The following is a 17,332-nucleotide window of genomic DNA, read 5'->3' on the forward strand; positions in this document are numbered from 1 at the left end:
ATCACCGCGTCCGGACCCTGCTCATCACGCACCATCCTTATGGCTTGACGAATGTCGGGCGCAACGAAGCGCTTAATCTTCATAAGCCCTCGGTCCGGGGACAATGGACAGTGAATCAATCATGGACACTCACGCTCGCAGCTCAGGATGTTTGGTTACTGGCCAACATTGGCCACAACTTTGATCTGCTTGTTGTCTGGCAGCTCGTTGTAGGCCAGCACATGCAGTCCGGGCAGAGTATGGCGAACGAATTTGGCCAACACCGGTCTCAGTTGTGCCGGTACCAGCAACACGCTGGGCTGGCCATTGATCTCCTGCCGTTTCACCGCTTCGGCAAGCGCCTGGTGGAGACGTTCGGCCAGGCCGGGTTCAAACACCACTTCGCCCTCGGCCGCCGACTGAAGGGAGTTTTGCAATATGTGTTCCAGCTCGGAGGCCAGCGTGATCACCGGCAGCTCCGACCTCATCCCATTGATTTGCTGAACAATTGACCGGCCCAAGGCCACCCGCACTGCGGCGGTGAGAACGGCGGGGTCTTGACTCCTGGCCGCCTGCGCCGCCAAGGTTTCGGCAATGGTTCTGAGGTCTCGGATGGGGATTTTCTCCTGCAACAACTGCCGCAGCACCTGCTGCAACGTGCCCGGGGACACGTTCTCCGGCACCAGCTCCTCCACCAGCTTGGGATTGGTTTTGGCCAGTTTGTCCATCAGTTGTTGCACTTCTTCGCGGCCCAGCAATTCATGGGCATGATCGCTCAGTATCTGACTCAGATGAGTGGCAACCACGGTGCTGGGATCCACCACTGTATAACCCAGGGACTGGGCTTGTTCCTTTTGCGGACCCTCTATCCAGGTGGCATCCAGTCCGAAGGCCGGCTCCTTGGTGGGGATGCCCTGCAAAGGGCCGTAGACCTGCCCCGGGTTAATGGCCATCTCCCGGTCCGGATGCACTTCCGCTTCACCCAGGGTGACGCCCATCAGGGTGATGCGATATACATTGGGTGACAAATCGAGATTGTCCCGGATGTGCACCGGCGGGATGAGGAAACCCAATTCCTGGGTAAGTTTCTTGCGCACGCCTTTGATGCGCTGCATGAGCTGGCCACCCTGGTTTTTGTCCACCAGGGGAATGAGGCGGTAACCCACTTCCAGCCCGATGGTGTCCACCGGCACCACATCATCCCAACCCAGCTCTTTTTGCTCCGGCGCGGGAGGCGGCGCCGCCACCGGCCTGGCCTGTTCGCGTTTTTTCCTGCTGGCGATCAGGTAGGCGCCGCTGCCGGCCAGCCCGCCCAGAATCAGGAACACGGCATTGGGCATGCCGGGAATCAGGCCGATGACCGCCAACACACCACCGGTGACCGCCAAAGGCCGTGCCCCCCCAAACAACTGGCCGACAATTTGCTGTTCCATGCTTTCCGCGCGGGACACCCGCGTGACCATGATGGCCGCGGCGGTGGACAGCACCAGGGAGGGGATTTGCGCCACCAGACCGTCGCCCACAGTGAGCAGGGTGTAGTTGCGCACGGCATCTGCGAAGGCCATGTTGTGCTGCACCATCCCAATGGCCAGCCCGCCTATGATGTTGATAAACAAGATCAGGATACCGGCGATGGCATCACCGCGAACAAATTTGCTGGCACCGTCCATGGCGCCGTAAAAATCGGCCTCGCGGGTGACTTCTTCGCGCCGCGCCTTGGCCTCCTCCTGGGTCACCAGACCGGCGTTGAGATCAGCATCGATGGCCATTTGCTTGCCCGGCATGGCATCCAGAGTAAAGCGCGCGGAGACCTCTGAAATACGCCCCGCCCCCTTGGTGACCACGACGAAGTTGATAATCACGAGGATGGCAAAGACCACCAGGCCGACGGCGTAGTTGCCACCAACGACAAAATCGCCGAACGACTCGATCACTTTGCCTGCTGCCGCCGTGCCGGTATGCCCTTCCAGCAGCACCACCCTGGTGGAAGCGACGTTGAGGGCCAGCCGCAACAAGGTCGCCAATAACAGCACGGTGGGAAATGAGGCAAAATCCAGGGGTTTTTGGGAATAGATGCCGGACAGCAGCACAACCAGACCGAGCGAGATATTGAAGGTGAACAGAATGTCCAACGCCACCGGCGGCAACGGCAACACCATCATCGCCAGCAGCATCATCAACAGCAGGGGCGCACCCAGCCCCATGGTGCTCAAGCCGGCAGACGGCGATGCGGCGTCAGTTTGATTCATCTCTCACCCCTACATCGTTGAAACCAATGATCCACCCGCCACGTCTCGTAACCATTTCTCATACGTGACACCCGGCTTTGGCGGCCTTTGCTTACCGCGCAGAGCACAGAGAAACACCTTTTGCAGCCCGGGCCTCCCGGTGGGCGCCGTCCGGCCTACGGCCCCCGGAAACCCACGGTTGCCAATCTGTCTCCGTGCGCACCGCGTGCTTCGTGGCCCGGAATTCCTCACCTTTCCCGCCGCAGCTCATCGGGAATAGGCAAGTCCGCAAACTGCGGCGCCGCCGGCTTGCGCCCGCGGGTGTGACGAAGCTGATAGACATAAGCCAGCACCTGCGCCACGGCAAGATACAAACCGGCCGGAATATCACGGTTGATATCCGTGCTGTAGTAAATCGCCCGCGCCAGGGACGGCGCGGAAACGATGGGCACCCCGGCGCCCGCGGCGACGGTGCGAAGCTGCGCGGCCACCAGGTCTGCGCCCTTGGCCACGACTTTGGGCGCCGGCATGGTGCTTTGGTCGTAACGCAGGGCCACCGCGAAATGAGTGGGGTTGGTGATCACCACATCGGCCCTGGGCACATCCGCCATCATGCGCCGCTGGGCCATTTCCCTTTGCAAGGCCCGCACGCGATTACGCACTTCCGGGCTGCCCTCCGTCTCCTTGTTTTCGTCCTTGACCTCCTGACGGGTCATGCGCAATTGTTTGGCGTGATCCCAAAGCTGAAAAGGCACATCCACCAGCGCCACCAGGATCAAAGAAGCGCTCACCAGAAGAAAACCCCAGATCAACAAGCCGGCGGCCTCCCGCAAACCCACCGCCACGCTCCCGGTGCCCAGTGCCAAAAACGCCTGGGCGTTGGCGGCTAGCAGCGCCAGCGCCACCCCGCCAACCAGCACAAACTTGACCAGCGCCTTGAGCAACTCGACCACGCCGCGCCAGGCAAACACTTTTCCCAGTCCTTTGATGGGATCTAGGCGTTCCCATTTGAAAGCCATGGCCTGTGCGCTGAAGGCCCATCCCCCCAAGGCGACGGATGCCAACACCGCGGCAAGCGCAAGCACGGCCATGACGGGCAACAACAACCACAACGCCTCCACAGCGGCGGCCAGAAAAACGCCGGGCAACTGGTTGACATCGTTGATACCGGCGGAGAAGGGCTGAAAATACGTGCGCATCTGTGCCAGCAGCGCGGTGATCAGGCCGTCGCCCAATGCCAGCAATATGCCGCCCCCTGCCAGCAACATCACCACCGAGGTCAATTCGCGCGAACGGGCAATCTGCCCCTTTTCACGGGACTCGCGCAGGCGCTTGGCAGTGGCCTCTTCTGTTCGTTCTTGTCCACCTTCCTGCGCCATGGCGCTAGGCGACGCTCAGCAACTGGCTTATCAATACATAGGCCGACTCAAGCAACTGCGAAAACTTGGGCACAAAATAGGGCAGGGACGCCAACATGACCATGAACCCAAACAGTATGGTCGCAGGAAAACCCACCGAAAAGATATTGAGCTGCGGCGCCGCCCGGGTCAGTACACCGAAGGCCATATTCACCATCAACAGGGCGGCTATGGACGGCAACGCCACCAGCACTGCACCAGCGAACACCCAATAGCCCCAGGCCGCCAGCCGCCAGTAGTTGCCCGCCGGCATGGTCTGTCCCACCGGGAGGCTGGCGAAACTGGCGTTGACCATTTCTATCAACACCAGATGGCCGTCGAACACCAGAAACAGCAAGGTGGCGACAATAGTGTAGAACTGACCCACCACGGGCACGCTGACGCCGTTTTGGGGATCCATCATCGAGGCAAAACCGAGCCCCATGAGCTGCGCCGCCACCTGGCCGCCGGTTATCAGCGCGCTGAACACCAAGGTCAGCGCAAATCCCATGACCAGGCCGGCCAGCAACTGCTGGACCGTGACCAACAAAGCGGTGACGGACAGCGGATCCACGCGGGGAAAGGGGGGCAGCGTCGGCACCACCACCAGCGTGAGTACCAGCGCAATGCCCAGACGAATACGCATGGGCACAGTGCGGGTGCCGAAAACCGGCGCCACCGACATGAGCGCCGCAATGCGGACGAAGGGCCACAAGTACAGTTGCACCCAACTCAGCATCTCAGAACTGGTGACATGCAGCACGGGGCACCTCAGGCAATCAGGCCGGGAATGCTCTCAATGAGGCCGCGGGCATACTGAATCAGCACCCGCAACATCCACGGCCCGGCGAACATGATGACCGCTACGGTGACGAGCAGCTTGGGAATAAAACTCAAGGTCACTTCATTGATTTGCGTTGCCGCCTGAAACATGCTCACCAGCAAACCGACAATCAGGGCAGGCACCAGCATTACGGTGATCAGAAGCAGGGTGATTTCCAGGGCGCGCTGCCCCAGGGTGACCACCATCTCCGGCGTCATCTGCATCTCCTCCGGCAAGGACCAGGCAGGTGGCCACTAGGCGGCATAGAAGCTCGCCGCCAGGGTGCCGATAATCAGCGTCCACCCGTCAACCAGAACGAACAGCATAATTTTGAACGGCAGGGATACGATGAGTGGCGATAGCATCATCATCCCCATGGCCATCAATACGCTGGCCACGACCAGGTCGATGATCAAAAAAGGGATAAATATCAAAAAACCAATTTGAAAAGCAGTCTTGAGTTCGCTGGTGACGAAGGCGGGAACCAACACCGCAAGCGGCAGGTCTTCCTCTGTGACCTCGCCCGCCGCAGAGAGATTCAAAAACAACTGCAGGTCGGCTTCCCGGGTCTGCGCCAGCATGAATTCACGAAAAGGCAGGCTGGCGCGGTGCAGCCCTTGCTGCAAACTGAGCTGCTCACCCATATAGGGCGCGACGCCGTCATCATAAGCCTGCTCCAAAACAGGCGCCATCACAAACAGTGTCAGAAACAATGCCAGACCGATCAGCGTCTGATTGGTGGGGGTCTGCTGTGTACCCAAGGCCTGCCGCAAAAGCGCCAGAACAATGATGATGCGCGTAAACGAGGTCATCATCATCAACCCCGCCGGCAGCAGGGTCAACAGGGTCATCAACAGCACGATCTGCAAGGTGACCGAGTACGTTTCACCGCCCTGGCCGTCGGGCGTCACCGTGACGGCGTCCAGACCGTCAGCGCCGAAGGCGGCCGCACTGGCCGCAAGCAGGGACAGGCCCAACAGCGGCCGCAAGTCCTTCATGGCCGGCCCCTGGATTCTGTCCACCGGCTCAGTACGCCGTCGAAGGTGTTGCCGGAAGAGGCTTGCGGGTCTGGTGCAACGGCTTCCGGCAGCACGTACAGCGTCTGAACCCGTCCCGGCGCCACACCGAGCAGCAATTGCTGTTCACCCACCTGCACCAGCACCAAGCGTTCCCGCGCGCCCAGCGACAATCCGCCCAACACCTTCACGGGACCGCGCCCCGTCCCGCCAAAACGGCCGGACTTTTTCAGCAACCAGGCAAACGCCAGAATAAGGCACAGCACCAGCAACAAACCCGCCACAAGCTGCAGCAGGTAGCCGGCACTGAACGGATCGGTGGTGTTTTCGGCCGCTGCCGCCGCAGCAGCTCCGGGAAACGATGCTGCCCCACCGGCTACCAATATCAGAGCACGCCGACGGTATCTTTGCGCCCCATCTGAAAGATGTCGGAACAACGCGTTCAAGCCCGCTTCCACCTTCTACTTCAGCTTCTGCACGCGCTCGGCGGCACTGATGACATCGGTGAGGCGTATGCCGATCTTTTCATTGACCACCACGACCTCGCCGTGGGCGATCAGGGTTCCGTTGACCAGAACGTCCATGGGTTCTCCGGCCAGACGGTCCAGCTCGACCACCGACCCCTGGTTCAGTTGCAACAGGTTGCGGATGCGGAATTTGGTCCGTCCGATCTCCACCGCCAGGGTGACGGGAATATCCAGAATAACGTCGAGATTGACATCCTCCGAGACCGGAGCACCGCCCTCATCCTGCAACTCGTCGAACTGGGGTTTGTCGTAGGATGGCTCTGACGGGGCTTGCCCGGCAGCGGCCTCCTCTTCCTCGGCCTGCTCGGCCAGTGCAGCCGCCCAGGCGTCTTCAACGCTGGCGTCGTCGTTGTCATCACTCATACTTCCACCTCAGCGATCGCAGCCGCAACCGTCCACGCTCGTATCACCGCTGCCAGGCCGTCCAACAGCTGGTTGAAAAACTCTGTTGTTCACCAAACTGTGTGCAATGTATGGCTGCACCGTCAGGGTCAATGACGATAAGTCATTAAACATGAAAGACAGCCACAAACCGCGTTGGCGGCGGCCGGCGTTGGAAAGGGCCAGGAGGGCCTTTTTCAACATCCTGCTAATCCCTGGGCGCCTGAACAGCGCCATGTATTTTTATGGCATTCATGCCATTGGATACACCGAAGGCGCCCCGAAACACGGGTATGCCTTCGGCGCGCAGGGTAACCGTTTCGGGAAGTTCCACCGGTATCACGTCACCGGGCTTCAGCTTCAGGATGTCATTGAGCGATAAATCGACGTAGGTCAGCGTGCTGCTCAATTCCACTTCCGCTTCTTTCATTTCCTCCCGCAAGGATACCGTCCACCGCTCGTCAGTTTCAGCGCGGTCACTTTGCACCCCGGCATCCAGCAGTTCGCGAATGGGTTCTACCATGGAATAGGGCAGCGTCACATGAAAATCACCGCCGCCACCGTCCAACTCCACATGAAAGGTGGTCACCACCACCACCTCTGTGGGACTGACGATATTGGCGAACTGTGGATTCACTTCGGAATTGATGTATTCAAATTCCACCGCCATCACCGGCCGCCATGCCTCGGCCAGGTCCACAAACGCCCTGGCCAGCATCAGTTCGATGACCCGCATTTCGGTAGGCGTGAAATCTCTGCCTTCGATCTTTGTGTAGAAGCGCCCCTCGCCACCGAAATAATTGTCCACGGTGATGAATACCAGTTTTGGATCAAGTACGAACAAAGCCGTCCCGCGCAGCGGCTTGACCTTCACCAGGTTCAAGCTGGTCGGCACGAACAAACTGTGGACGTATTCGCCAAACTTGATCATTTGCACACCGCCGATGGATATTTCTGCGCTGCGGCGCAGCATATTGAACAGGCTCACACGAAAATGGCGGGAAAAGCGCTCGTTGATCATCTCCAGGGTGGGCATGCGCCCCCGTACAATACGGTCCTGGCTGGCGAAATCATAAGATCTGACTTCGCCGTCGGCAGGGGCCTCATCGGCTTCCGTTTCGACATCACCGGCGTTGACACCGTGCAACAGCGCGTCGATTTCATCCTGGGTGAGTATGTCGTTGACAGACATGTGCTACTGCATCACAAAACCGGTGAAATAAACCTCTTCCACGCCGGGGGCGCCGGTTTGCTCTTCCAATATTTTCTGAATGTTGGCCAACACTTCGGCACGCAGCTTTTGCTTGCCCGCCATGGTCGCGAAGGTGGCGGCCTCCTGGCTGCTCAACATAAGGACAATGTTGTTGCGTATCACCGGCATGTACGCCTCGATCTGCTTGGGTACTTCCGGATCGTGGGTCATCAGTTCGATGTTCAGCTGCAAAAAGCGCAAATTGTCGCCGTCCATGAAATTGACGACAAAGGCGGGATCGAGTTTGAAATAGATGGGCGCCGGCGGTGGCGTTTCGGGATCCTCACCATCCGCGGGTTGTTCAGCGGTCTGCTTTTCCAGCATGGAACTCATCATAAACAGGGAGGCGCCCACGCTGGCCGCCACCAGGACGATGGCACCCACCACGATGATGATGATCTTCATCATCCCCGTGCCACCTTTATCGGGCGCTTGCACACCACCCTTTGCGTCCGCCGCTTCAGCCATTCCTTCGTCCTCGAATACCAGGCAAGCCGGAAGGAGCAAGACTTGTGCCACAGAGTGAAATTATTAATGCACGCCTGATCAATCACTTAATTACGCTATAGCGCACAACGACACGGGATTGACGAAGGGGTATAAGGTCGCGCGCCAAGATTTCGACGCCCACAGATTAATCGCATGTCAGCAGGATACACCGCGGACAAACCGCCCCGTACGCAGAAACGCCACAACAGCCGCGGCAACTTCGGAGGACCACAACAAGCCGCTGTGAGAAGCGTCCACAGACACATGGTCACTGCCACCCCTTACCCGCGTTTCCGCCAGGGCTACGGTGCCATCATGGGGTGAAGGCAGACCCGGCGCGACGAAACGCCCCAGCCCCCACCCCCGCGTCCCGCCAATCACGCCCAGGCGCCAGGGACAGGACCAGTGTGGAAAACCTTCCGCCAAGGCTTCCGCGCCCCGCCCCAACAGCAGCCGGCCCGGCGCGTTTTTTTGCAAACACCGGGCCGCATGGCTGCCGAGAAAGGGCGTACCCAAAGCAACGACCCGGCCCGCAGGAACGACGGCACAGTGGTGGAGCAAGCGCGCAACCACCAAACCGCCCATGCTGTGCGCCACAAAATGCAAAGATGTGGGGGAAAGCGTCCCGAGAAAGTGCCGCAGACGATCGGCATTGGCCCCAAGACCCTGGCGCCAGGAGGGATAGGAAAACAAGACAGGATGGAAACCGGCCTGCCGCAAGCGCGATGACAACACAGTCATCGCCCATCGCGGCAGATACAAGCCGTGCACCAGCGCGACGGTGGGGACTTCAGACACCGGCCAGGCGATGAGCGGCTGGGAACGCGCTCTAAACCGACACCTCGAACATGCGCTCCAAAGCCAAACGCGCGTAGCCCGCATCCGCCTCGGACACCCTGACCGGATTTACCACCTGGCCTTCCACCAGATTCTCCAGGGTCCAACACAAATGCCGGGGATCGATACGAAACATGGTGGAGCACATGCAGATGGTGGGCGACATAAAGTGCACATGCTTGCCTGCCGCTTTTTGCTGCGCCGCAAGGCGGCTGACCAGATTCAACTCCGTGCCCACCAGCCAGCGGCTGCCCGGCACCGATTCGCTGACGATCTGGATGATGCGCTCGGTGGAACCCACACAGTCGGATTTCCGGCACACTTCGAACATGCACTCAGGATGGGCAATCACTTTGCCAGCGGGGTGTTTGGCACGAAAGGCGTCGATGTGTTCCGGGCGGAACATCTGGTGCACCGAACAAAAACCTTTCCACAAAATCATTTTGGCGCGGCGGATCTGGTCTCCGGACAGGCCGCCCATGGCTTGGGTGAAATCCCACACTACCATCTCATCCAATGGAATCCCCATATCAAAGCCCGTGTTGCGGCCCAGGTGTTGGTCGGGGAAGAACAATATTTTTTCGCGCTGGCCAAAGGACCAGTCCAGAACCTGGCGCGCATTGCCGGAGGTGCACACGATGCCGCCATGGCGGCCACAAAACGATTTGAGATCGGCGGCGGAGTTGATGTAGGTCACGGGGGTCACGGATTGGTCGGGGTCCAACACCTCAGCCAGTTCCCGCCAGCAGCGTTCCACTTTCATGCGGTTGGCCATATCGGCCATGGAACAGCCGGCGCTCAAATCCGGCAAAATCGCCACTTGCCCTGGCCGCGACAAGATATCCGCCACTTCCGCCATGAAATGCACACCGCAAAACACAATGTAACGCGCCTGCGACCGGGCGGCGAGCCGGGACAGCTTGAGGGAATCGCCGGAGTAATCCGCATGGCGAAACACCTCCTCCCGTTGATAGTGATGGCCAAGTATCACCACTTCATCGCCCAGCTTTTCTTTTGCGGCAACGATACGGGCTTGAATCTCGTCTTCGGGAACGTGATCAAATGTGTGCAGTGCAGTGGCGGTGGCTGCCATTAACAATACCTCTGCTTGATGCTGGGGGTATGTTCTACATGAATTGAAGCGCTGCTGGCAAGGTGGCCGGCCTCACCACGGAGAGCACGGCAATGAAGAATATTGAGATGCCACGATGAATACTCTCAATCTCTGTATCCTCCGTGGCAAAACTCTTCCCTACCTATAAGCTTGCGGCTTGCGCACCCGCAAACCCAGCTCCCGCAAATGCGATGCCGCCACTTCCGACGGCGCCTGGGTCAGCAGACAACTGCCGGTCTGGGTTTTGGGAAAGGCCATCACATCGCGGATGGAGGCGGAGCCGGTCATCAACATCACCAGGCGGTCCAAGCCGAAGGCGATACCGCCATGGGGCGGACAACCGTATTTGAGCGCCTCCAGCAAAAAGCCGAACTTCTCCTGAGCCTCTTCGTCGGAGATCCCCAGCAGACGCAGCACGGCCGCCTGCATATCGGTCTGATGTATGCGGATGGACCCGCCGCCCACTTCGGTGCCGTTCAACACCAGGTCATAGGCCCGGGACAGGGCCTGGCCGGGTTCGGCCGCCAAAGCGGCGGCATCATCCACCCGCGGCGCGGTAAAGGGATGATGCAGCGCAAACCAGCGGTTTTCTTGCCCGTCCCATTCGAACATGGGGAAATCCACCACCCACAGCGGCCGCCAGCCGCGTTCCACCAGCTCCCGGTCGTGGCCCAGTTTCACCCGCAGCGCCCCCAGGGATTCGTTGACCACTTTCGCTTTGTCGGCGCCAAAAAAAATCAAATCGCCGTTTTGCGCGCCCGTGCGCTCCAGCACGGCTGTCACCACAGCATCGGGCAGGAATTTCACAATGGGCGATTGCAGGCCTTCACGCCCCGCCGCCGCATCATTCACCTTGATATAGGCCAGGCCTTTGGCGCCATAGCGGCCCACGAAAGCGGTGTAGTCGTCGATCTCCTTGCGACTGAGGTCGCCGCCGCCGGGCAGGCGCAAACAGGCGACACGGCCATTGGGATCCCTGGCCGGCGCTGCGAACACTTTGAAATCCACTTCGCCCATCACATCCGTCAGCTCCGTCAGCTCCAGGGGGATGCGCAAATCGGGCCGGTCTATGCCAAAACGGGCGACGGCCTCGTGATAGCGCATGCGGGGAAAAGGCGTGTGCAGCGGCTCTTCCAGCACCTGGGCAAACAACTCGCGAACCATGTCTTCCATCAAGGTCATCATTTGATCTTCGTCGATGAAAGACGCCTCGATATCGAGCTGAGTGAATTCGGGCTGGCGGTCGGCGCGCAAATCCTCGTCGCGGAAACAGCGCACGATCTGGTAGTAGCGGTCCATGCCGGACATCATCAGCAGCTGCTTGAACAACTGGGGGGACTGGGGCAGCGCGTAAAAGGAACCGGGGTGCACGCGGCTGGGCACCAGAAAGTCCCGCGCCCCCTCCGGGGTGGACTTGGTCAACATGGGCGTTTCCATGTCCACAAAACCACGCTCGTCCAGGAACCGCCTGAGCACCCGGCCGGCATGGGCCCTGAGGCGCAAGCGGCGCTGCATTTGCGGCCGGCGCAAATCAATGTAACGGTAGCGCAGCCGCACGTCCTCGCCCACGTCGATCTCGTCTTCCACCTGGAAGGGTGGCGGCTCGGCGCGGTTCAGGATGTCCAGCGACTCCCCCAGGATCTCCACCTGACCGGTAGGCAGATTGGGGTTTTCCGTGCCCTCCGGGCGGCGCCGGACTTTACCGGAAATGCGCACCACGTACTCGCTGCGTATGCGCTCGGCGATCATAAAAATCTCCGGCGTGTCGGGATCGAACACCGCCTGCACCAGCCCGTCCCGGTCGCGCAAATCAACGAATATCACCCCGCCGTGGTCGCGGCGGCGATGCACCCAACCGCAAACGTCTACCCGTTGATCAATCAGGGATTCGTCAACTTGCCCGCAATAGTGGCTACGCATGCTTGAACCTTCGCAAAGTGGAATGAAAAGCGGGTAATGGTACCCACCGCACCGGGGAGCCGCAAGAACGATCGTGTACCCAGCGCGCCCCGGACCGGCTGGAAAGCGGAAATTCCGCCGGACCCGGGGAAACTGCCGATACCGGGGCTTGCAGTTTTACACAATTTTAGTATGCTAATAAAAGCACACTTTTTTATGGTATCTAAAGAGCGGCAATTCGTCCGCAGTACCGACGAGGAGGTGTGAGATGGCGAGACAACGCCTGGTATCAGACGATGACCCCACTGTGGTCATCGGCTTGGCTATCGTGATTTTTGTGTTGTATCTGGTAGCCAGTGCAGTAACCATGCAATAGATGCAGATGCGAAAAGATGTAGACCTGTGTGAGAAGTACAGAACAAGCAGGAAATTTTGATCAGAATTATTTTGCAGTTTTGGCAGGAGCCCTTCGGGGCTCTTTTTTTGTGGTGCGCCAGGCCTGGCGCCACTCCCGGGGCGGTGGTGGCGAGGGGCTGACGCGGGATGAACGTCCCCTCCCCGCCCGGCAGGGAGAATGCTCAGCCCAAGAGCCAGGGTGCCCACCGCGGGGCGAGATCCACCGGCCCCAAAGGCTTAAGCACTGGTCCGCCCGGGCTCAAGGCCCACACCCCAGGCGCTCCCGCCGGTCTTCGAACCCGGCTTCCCGCTCCACCGCCACGGCTTCCGGCCTGCTCCGCCGCGCGCACCACGTCGTCGCCTGGGCGGCGGACCGTCCCGCTTCAGCGGCCCGGCGCAGAAAAGGTTCACGCCGCCCGGATTCCGTTACACGCCATCCGGGCGACTTGCTACACGGCTAGCGGCTGACAGAAAACTCAGGCAACGTGCCAACACTTATGTTTTGAGTGACTTCCGGAAGGACGTTGAAGTTGCCTGAGTCGCTGCCATGAACAGCCGTTACCTCCAAATACGGGTCCAACAACCATGACACCGCATTATCCAGCCGTTTCTTGGAATAGAGCGAATCGTCGGCGAAATCACTGTTCGCATCGTCGGCAGCTTCCGCTTCAGCAACGATACCGTCGTTATATGGCGTCATTGCCGGCGGAGTGATCACCTTTTTGATCTCCACGGTCTGGCCGCTGGGGATAACAAACCAGCCGGTGACGGGCTCAGCGACTTGGCTGCCGCTGTCTGGATCGGTCACCTCAAAATCAGCCCCGGAATAGTCCGACGAGGACTCCACGTTTACTACATCTGTCAAGTCGGGTCTGATAACCGTGTTCACAGGCCCCGTTGTAGACTCTAACGAATATTTGTCCCTGCTTCGTATCCCCAAAAAATCACTACACGAACCCAAACTGCTGCCGTCCGACGTGGAGAGTTCCCAGTTTGCCACCAGAGCAGGGTTGGGATCTGTGAGTGAAACCGAAGGATCAGTAGGCAGGTAATCCTCCATAAGCGTTATCACGTTGCCCACCAAGGTGACAATGGGCGGCCTTGCTTTGTAGTCGGAATCACCCACCATGGTTGCCATGGAAGTTGGGGTCTCAACACGCCAATCGCTGACGCTGTCGGACTCCGAAAGACTCAGGTCGTCGGTATTCAGGGAGATCCCCGTTTCAATTTCCTGGCTCTCAATAGCAAACGGCTCCCACTGACCACTGCCTTCATTCCAATTGTAAACAGTCGTCACGGTAAGCACTTCTGGAAAACTTATGTCTTCACCCGGACACGCCACATCAAGCTTGGGAACAGTCGTCAATTCCCACTCAACATCCCTCAGTTTACGGGCAATATGCCTCCGCTCCACGGTCGTAAACGTTCGCCGCATAACATGCGTGGAACCGTCCTCTGACAGATAGACGGAAACATCCCGTTGCGCCACGTTTCTGAGCGTGTATTTCGCCATCAGGGAAAAACCGCTCCCCTGCATGAGACTGGATCGGGTACCAAAGGGATCCAGCGGGTCAAACCCGTCGGGGAACGATTGTTCAAACCCCGTAAAAGCCAACTCCAACTCAGGCACCTGAAAAGCGGTCGAGAATGTAAATTCCTTGACCGTGCCAATATTGCCTGCCTCATCCTCTACGGCGATACGCAGCAGATGCTTGTCACCGGGAATTGAATTCACCCACTCCTCACCCAACCACTCCGCGGCCAGCGGCACAATGAACTCCTTGCTCTCCGCGTCCGCTATCTTCAGCTCGCGAGTGGTCACGGACGCGCCGTTTTTGAGATAGTCCAAGGTTACGGTCAGTTTCTCCACCGGCGTGAACACGCCGGTGCCAGCAGGATCCGGGTCTTCCACGGTAAAGGCGAAAAAGGGCCAGTCCAGCGTGCTGAGATCGGCACGGGTCGCTTTGGCATCGCCCAGGTCCAAAGCGTCGGTGTCGATGCACAAGGTGTCGTTTTGATCCTCAAGGGGCTGGGCCTCAGCGCTGCAATCGTAGGCCGGGTTGATGCTTACCCGTGCCTGGCCGTGACCGGCGGGGCTGGGCAAAATTTGCGGCACCGTGGTGTCCAGGTCGATGCGGATGGCCTGTTGCATCAGCGGATCGTCAATATTGCTGTTGCCGATGTTGTCCGTCACGGTGATCACCAGGGTGTTCTCCCCCGGCGTGAGATCCAGATCCACGCTCATGCAGCCGTCGGCCCCGCCCTGTTCCACGCCCTCGGGGCACTGGTCCAGCAGCGTGGCGGGCTGGCCACCCACAGTGATGCCGGCCACCCCGGAACCGGTCTCGGGGTCGGTGTAAGTGCCCACGAGGCGGTAGGGGGTTTGGTTAGTGAGTATGTTGCCGGGCACCTGGACGGTGGGCACGCGATTGTCAAAGTAAACCTCAAAGTCCTCGGTCCACTCCTTGCCAAACACGCTCCGGGCGGTGACGCTGAGGGTGTGGCGGCCGTCGGCATAGGCTTGGGTGTCGAAGGAGACCGACGGCCGGGCCGGGTTGGCGGCTTCCTCCAGCGCGATGTCGTCCAGGGCGAAGCGGACGCTTTCAGGCAGCACCGTTCCCGCTACGGTGGGGGTGAAGGTGACGCGTCTGCTGAAGTACTGCCCCGCTTGGTCCAGGGTGATGGTGAAGGGGATGTCTTCCAGTGACTCGCCAGCGGGCGCGGCACCGAACAGGCCATGGGCCTTGGTGGCGAGGTTGAGCACCGGGGTGGTGAGCTTGTCCACGCTGATGCCGGAGCCGTTGCGCTCGCTTTGGGCGAAGGCCAGGGTGGTTTCCGCCAGCTCGGTGCGGTAGACCCGCTGGCTGAGGGCGACGCCGCCGAACTGCAAACCCACCACTTCGCTTTCGCCCGGATCGGTGGAGCGGTAACCGCGGCCGTCCAGCACGCCGTCGGCGCGGATGTCGTTGTACATAATCTGCGCCAGGGTGATGGACACCAGACCCTGGTCGTGGGGCGCGCCGCTCTGGGCGCTGACGCGCTTGGTCCATTCGGAAATGCCGGCCAGGTAAAACCCGTAGAGCTGCTCACTGCCGGCCTGGTCGGCGGCGGTGCCGGAGACCAGCACATTGGCGGGCCGGGTGGTGGCGACGTTGAAACCGTACAGCGATTCGATTTCCACCAGGGCGTCATTGATCGCCGTGGCGGGATCCACACCCTGGCTCACTTTGTATTCGGCCAGGCCGGCGGCCAGGTTGGTGAAGGGGGTGATCATGATGTTCAGCGCCTTGCCGGAGCGGTAAAAACCCACCGCGCGCAGGAACTGGCCGGGCTCCAGGGCCACTTCTTCGCCGGTGGCTTCTTCGACATAGCGCCCGCCGGTCACTTCCAGCAGCACGGGCTGATCGGGGGCCTGGATGGCCAGGCTGTAGGCACCGCTGTCGTCGGTCAGTCCGGCGTCATCGTTCAGTTTGCCGCCCTTGCCCGCGCGGCCAAAGGCATGGGCATTGACCTTGCCGGCGACGATAATGCCGTCCACCGCCGTGCCGCTCACCGAGCCAAAGGGCCGCTCCGGCGCGTCACCGCCACCCCCACCGCATGCGGCCACCAGGGCGGCCAGCACCAACACTGCAATGCGTTTGACGTCCATTTGCTTTCCCATTTGCTTGATCTCCAGGCGCGCCTAGAAACGGAACATGACCAGGGCGGAGGCGTTGGTGGAACGAATGCCGTCGCCCAGGGGCTGGGAGTGTTCCAGCTTGGCGCCCACGGCCCAACGCCTGTTGAGCTTCCATTCGGCGATCACATTGACCAGCGCATTGACATGCACCTTGGTCCGGTCGCCAAACTCCAGCGCCGGCACGCGAAAGCCGCCCAGGTCCAGCTTGTGGCGGTCGGTGTAGCGCGCCTGGGACACATCCAGCCCCAGGCCGAACCAGGGCGCGAACTTCGCGGCCAGACGCACGCTCTTTTGCACCGAGAAGCGGGCGCCGATCTGGCGCACATCCTGCCCCACCTCGGTCTGGCTGGCCTCCAAAGTGGTGCGCTGATAATAAAACTCGCCCCAGTACCGCCACCCGCCCCGGGGCAGCCAGTCGCTGTATACGAGGGTGAAGGGTCGAATGGTGCCTTTGGTTTTGGTATCGCCATCAGGGTCGTCCACCGTCAACCGCTCACCCCCCCAGGCAAAGCCGATGCGGCCGGTGTTTTCCGGCAGGCCGATGGGCGCGGCGTGCACCGCGCCTGCCACCAGGCTGGACAAAAAAAGACCCACTAACAAAAGCCTGTTCATTGATGTTTTATCCTTCAAACTTTGACTTCCGCAACCCCAGGCCATCATGCAATACCCACCCCTCACCCGAACGCGGCGACCATGCGGATATTCAGGGGAAATGTGATTGTGAGTTCAAACGGAACGCGTCCAAACTCCAACGAGCCGCCCTGGACACGGGCTATGCAGGCGAGTATCGAACTCATGGTCCCTGACGCGGCCCACCGCATCATCCGGCAAACCGCTGGCCTTCCTTAATGTTGACAACCCTGTTGTTTCAATGCCCTTGCCGGGCGCCGTGTTCTATTGGTAATAGTGATGGTAAAGCTGCGTGATCTGTGGCGCGCCGTTGAGCTTTTCCACCCGCACAATGACATCACCGGAATACAGGGACGAAGCGGTTTCGCCCTTTTCCGTCACCCGAACTTCAAACCGCCCCTGGCCCAGGGCCATGGTGCCTTCACGCCACCAGCTGATATCGTACAAGGCCATTTTTCGCTGTTCGGTGACATTGAACAGGCGACGATAGGACTTGACGATGGCGCGCCGGCCCGCCTCGCTGTTGGTCTGCGCCCTGGCGGCAAAGAGGTTTTCCAATGTTTTTGAATCGCCGTCCTCATAGGCCACGGTGAGGCGGGTGATCAGCGACAGCAGTTCGGTGTCGCTGATGCCGCCGTTTTTCTCCGGACCCGGCCCGCCAAATTGCATGCGGCCGCCACTCAGA

The 17,332-nt window shown here is 60.1% G+C and carries 15 protein-coding genes; all 15 read right to left on the reverse strand.

From position 1 onward, the window contains the following. Positions 1-155: 155 nt before the first annotated feature. The 15 genes from flhA to ENJ19_00075 all read right to left on the reverse strand — a co-directional run bounded on the left by flhA (position 156) and on the right by ENJ19_00075 (position 17,316). Positions 156-2,228 carry a flagellar biosynthesis protein FlhA gene (gene flhA / locus ENJ19_00005; protein ID HHM04111.1) on the reverse strand — a complete coding sequence of 691 codons (2,073 nt, stop codon included), beginning with the start codon at positions 2,226-2,228 and terminating at the stop codon, positions 156-158. A gap of 227 nt (positions 2,229-2,455) precedes the next feature. Further along, a complete protein-coding gene (gene flhB / locus ENJ19_00010; protein ID HHM04112.1) occupies positions 2,456-3,586 on the reverse strand; it encodes a flagellar biosynthesis protein FlhB in 1,131 nt (376 codons plus the stop codon). 4 nt (positions 3,587-3,590) lie between these two features. Beyond that, positions 3,591-4,364 carry a flagellar biosynthetic protein FliR gene (gene fliR / locus ENJ19_00015; GenBank protein ID HHM04113.1) on the reverse strand — a complete coding sequence of 258 codons (774 nt, stop codon included), beginning with the start codon at positions 4,362-4,364 and terminating at the stop codon, positions 3,591-3,593. An 11-nt stretch (positions 4,365-4,375) separates the two neighbouring features. Then, entirely contained in the window at positions 4,376-4,645 is a 270-nt protein-coding gene (fliQ, locus tag ENJ19_00020) for a flagellar biosynthesis protein FliQ (GenBank protein ID HHM04114.1), read from the reverse strand. Between the two features lie 36 nt (positions 4,646-4,681). Next, positions 4,682-5,425: a flagellar biosynthesis protein FliP gene (fliP, locus tag ENJ19_00025; protein ID HHM04115.1), complete on the reverse strand. Its 744-nt coding sequence runs from the start codon at positions 5,423-5,425 to the stop codon at positions 4,682-4,684. Then, complete coding sequence (gene fliO, locus ENJ19_00030; GenBank protein ID HHM04116.1) at positions 5,422-5,901, reverse strand: flagellar biosynthetic protein FliO; 480 nt, start codon at positions 5,899-5,901, stop codon at positions 5,422-5,424. The genes fliP and fliO overlap by 4 nt, the downstream gene beginning before the upstream one ends. A gap of 3 nt (positions 5,902-5,904) precedes the next feature. Next, the gene (gene fliN, locus ENJ19_00035; GenBank protein HHM04117.1) at positions 5,905-6,333 is read right to left on the reverse strand and encodes a flagellar motor switch protein FliN; all 429 of its coding nucleotides are present in this window, start codon (positions 6,331-6,333) and stop codon (positions 5,905-5,907) included. A gap of 226 nt (positions 6,334-6,559) precedes the next feature. After that, on the reverse strand, positions 6,560-7,543 hold the full coding sequence (gene fliM, locus ENJ19_00040) for a flagellar motor switch protein FliM (protein ID HHM04118.1): 984 nt from the start codon (positions 7,541-7,543) through the stop codon (positions 6,560-6,562). A 3-nt stretch (positions 7,544-7,546) separates the two neighbouring features. After that, a complete protein-coding gene (locus tag ENJ19_00045; GenBank protein ID HHM04119.1) occupies positions 7,547-8,071 on the reverse strand; it encodes a flagellar basal body-associated FliL family protein in 525 nt (174 codons plus the stop codon). Between the two features lie 177 nt (positions 8,072-8,248). Further along, positions 8,249-8,890: an alpha/beta hydrolase gene (locus ENJ19_00050; protein ID HHM04120.1), complete on the reverse strand. Its 642-nt coding sequence runs from the start codon at positions 8,888-8,890 to the stop codon at positions 8,249-8,251. Between the two features lie 31 nt (positions 8,891-8,921). Further along, on the reverse strand, positions 8,922-10,022 hold the full coding sequence (gene nadA, locus ENJ19_00055) for a quinolinate synthase NadA (GenBank protein HHM04121.1): 1,101 nt from the start codon (positions 10,020-10,022) through the stop codon (positions 8,922-8,924). Between the two features lie 159 nt (positions 10,023-10,181). Then, positions 10,182-11,963, reverse strand: coding sequence for an aspartate--tRNA ligase (gene aspS / locus ENJ19_00060; GenBank protein ID HHM04122.1), 1,782 nt, complete (start codon positions 11,961-11,963; stop codon positions 10,182-10,184). A gap of 832 nt (positions 11,964-12,795) precedes the next feature. After that, positions 12,796-15,999, reverse strand: a complete 3,204-nt coding sequence (locus ENJ19_00065; GenBank protein HHM04123.1) for a hypothetical protein — start codon at positions 15,997-15,999, stop codon at positions 12,796-12,798. Positions 16,000-16,020: 21 nt separating this feature from the next. Further along, positions 16,021-16,629, reverse strand: coding sequence for a hypothetical protein (locus ENJ19_00070; protein HHM04124.1), 609 nt, complete (start codon positions 16,627-16,629; stop codon positions 16,021-16,023). A gap of 282 nt (positions 16,630-16,911) precedes the next feature. Then, a complete protein-coding gene (locus ENJ19_00075; protein ID HHM04125.1) occupies positions 16,912-17,316 on the reverse strand; it encodes a hypothetical protein in 405 nt (134 codons plus the stop codon). Positions 17,317-17,332: the final 16 nt, after the last annotated feature.

The sequence above is a fragment of the Gammaproteobacteria bacterium genome, from assembly GCA_011375345.1.
Taxonomy (GTDB): domain Bacteria; phylum Pseudomonadota; class Gammaproteobacteria; order DRLM01; family DRLM01; genus DRLM01.

Excerpts from the sequence above, each read along its gene's own strand:
- flhA (HHM04111.1), bottom strand. The coding sequence starts at position 2,228 with ATGAATCAAACTGACGCCGCATCGCCGTCTGCCGGCTTGAGCACCATG.
- flhB (HHM04112.1), bottom strand. The coding sequence starts at position 3,586 with ATGGCGCAGGAAGGTGGACAAGAACGAACAGAAGAGGCCACTGCCAAG.
- fliQ (HHM04114.1), bottom strand. The coding sequence starts at position 4,645 with ATGACGCCGGAGATGGTGGTCACCCTGGGGCAGCGCGCCCTGGAAATC.
- fliP (HHM04115.1), bottom strand. The coding sequence starts at position 5,425 with ATGAAGGACTTGCGGCCGCTGTTGGGCCTGTCCCTGCTTGCGGCCAGT.
- fliN (HHM04117.1), bottom strand. The coding sequence starts at position 6,333 with ATGAGTGATGACAACGACGACGCCAGCGTTGAAGACGCCTGGGCGGCT.
- fliM (HHM04118.1), bottom strand. The coding sequence starts at position 7,543 with ATGTCTGTCAACGACATACTCACCCAGGATGAAATCGACGCGCTGTTG.
- ENJ19_00045 (HHM04119.1), bottom strand. The coding sequence starts at position 8,071 with ATGGCTGAAGCGGCGGACGCAAAGGGTGGTGTGCAAGCGCCCGATAAA.
- nadA (HHM04121.1), bottom strand. The coding sequence starts at position 10,022 with ATGGCAGCCACCGCCACTGCACTGCACACATTTGATCACGTTCCCGAA.
- aspS (HHM04122.1), bottom strand. The coding sequence starts at position 11,963 with ATGCGTAGCCACTATTGCGGGCAAGTTGACGAATCCCTGATTGATCAA.
- ENJ19_00065 (HHM04123.1), bottom strand. The coding sequence starts at position 15,999 with ATGGGAAAGCAAATGGACGTCAAACGCATTGCAGTGTTGGTGCTGGCC.
- ENJ19_00070 (HHM04124.1), bottom strand. The coding sequence starts at position 16,629 with ATGAACAGGCTTTTGTTAGTGGGTCTTTTTTTGTCCAGCCTGGTGGCA.
- ENJ19_00075 (HHM04125.1), bottom strand. The coding sequence starts at position 17,316 with ATGCAATTTGGCGGGCCGGGTCCGGAGAAAAACGGCGGCATCAGCGAC.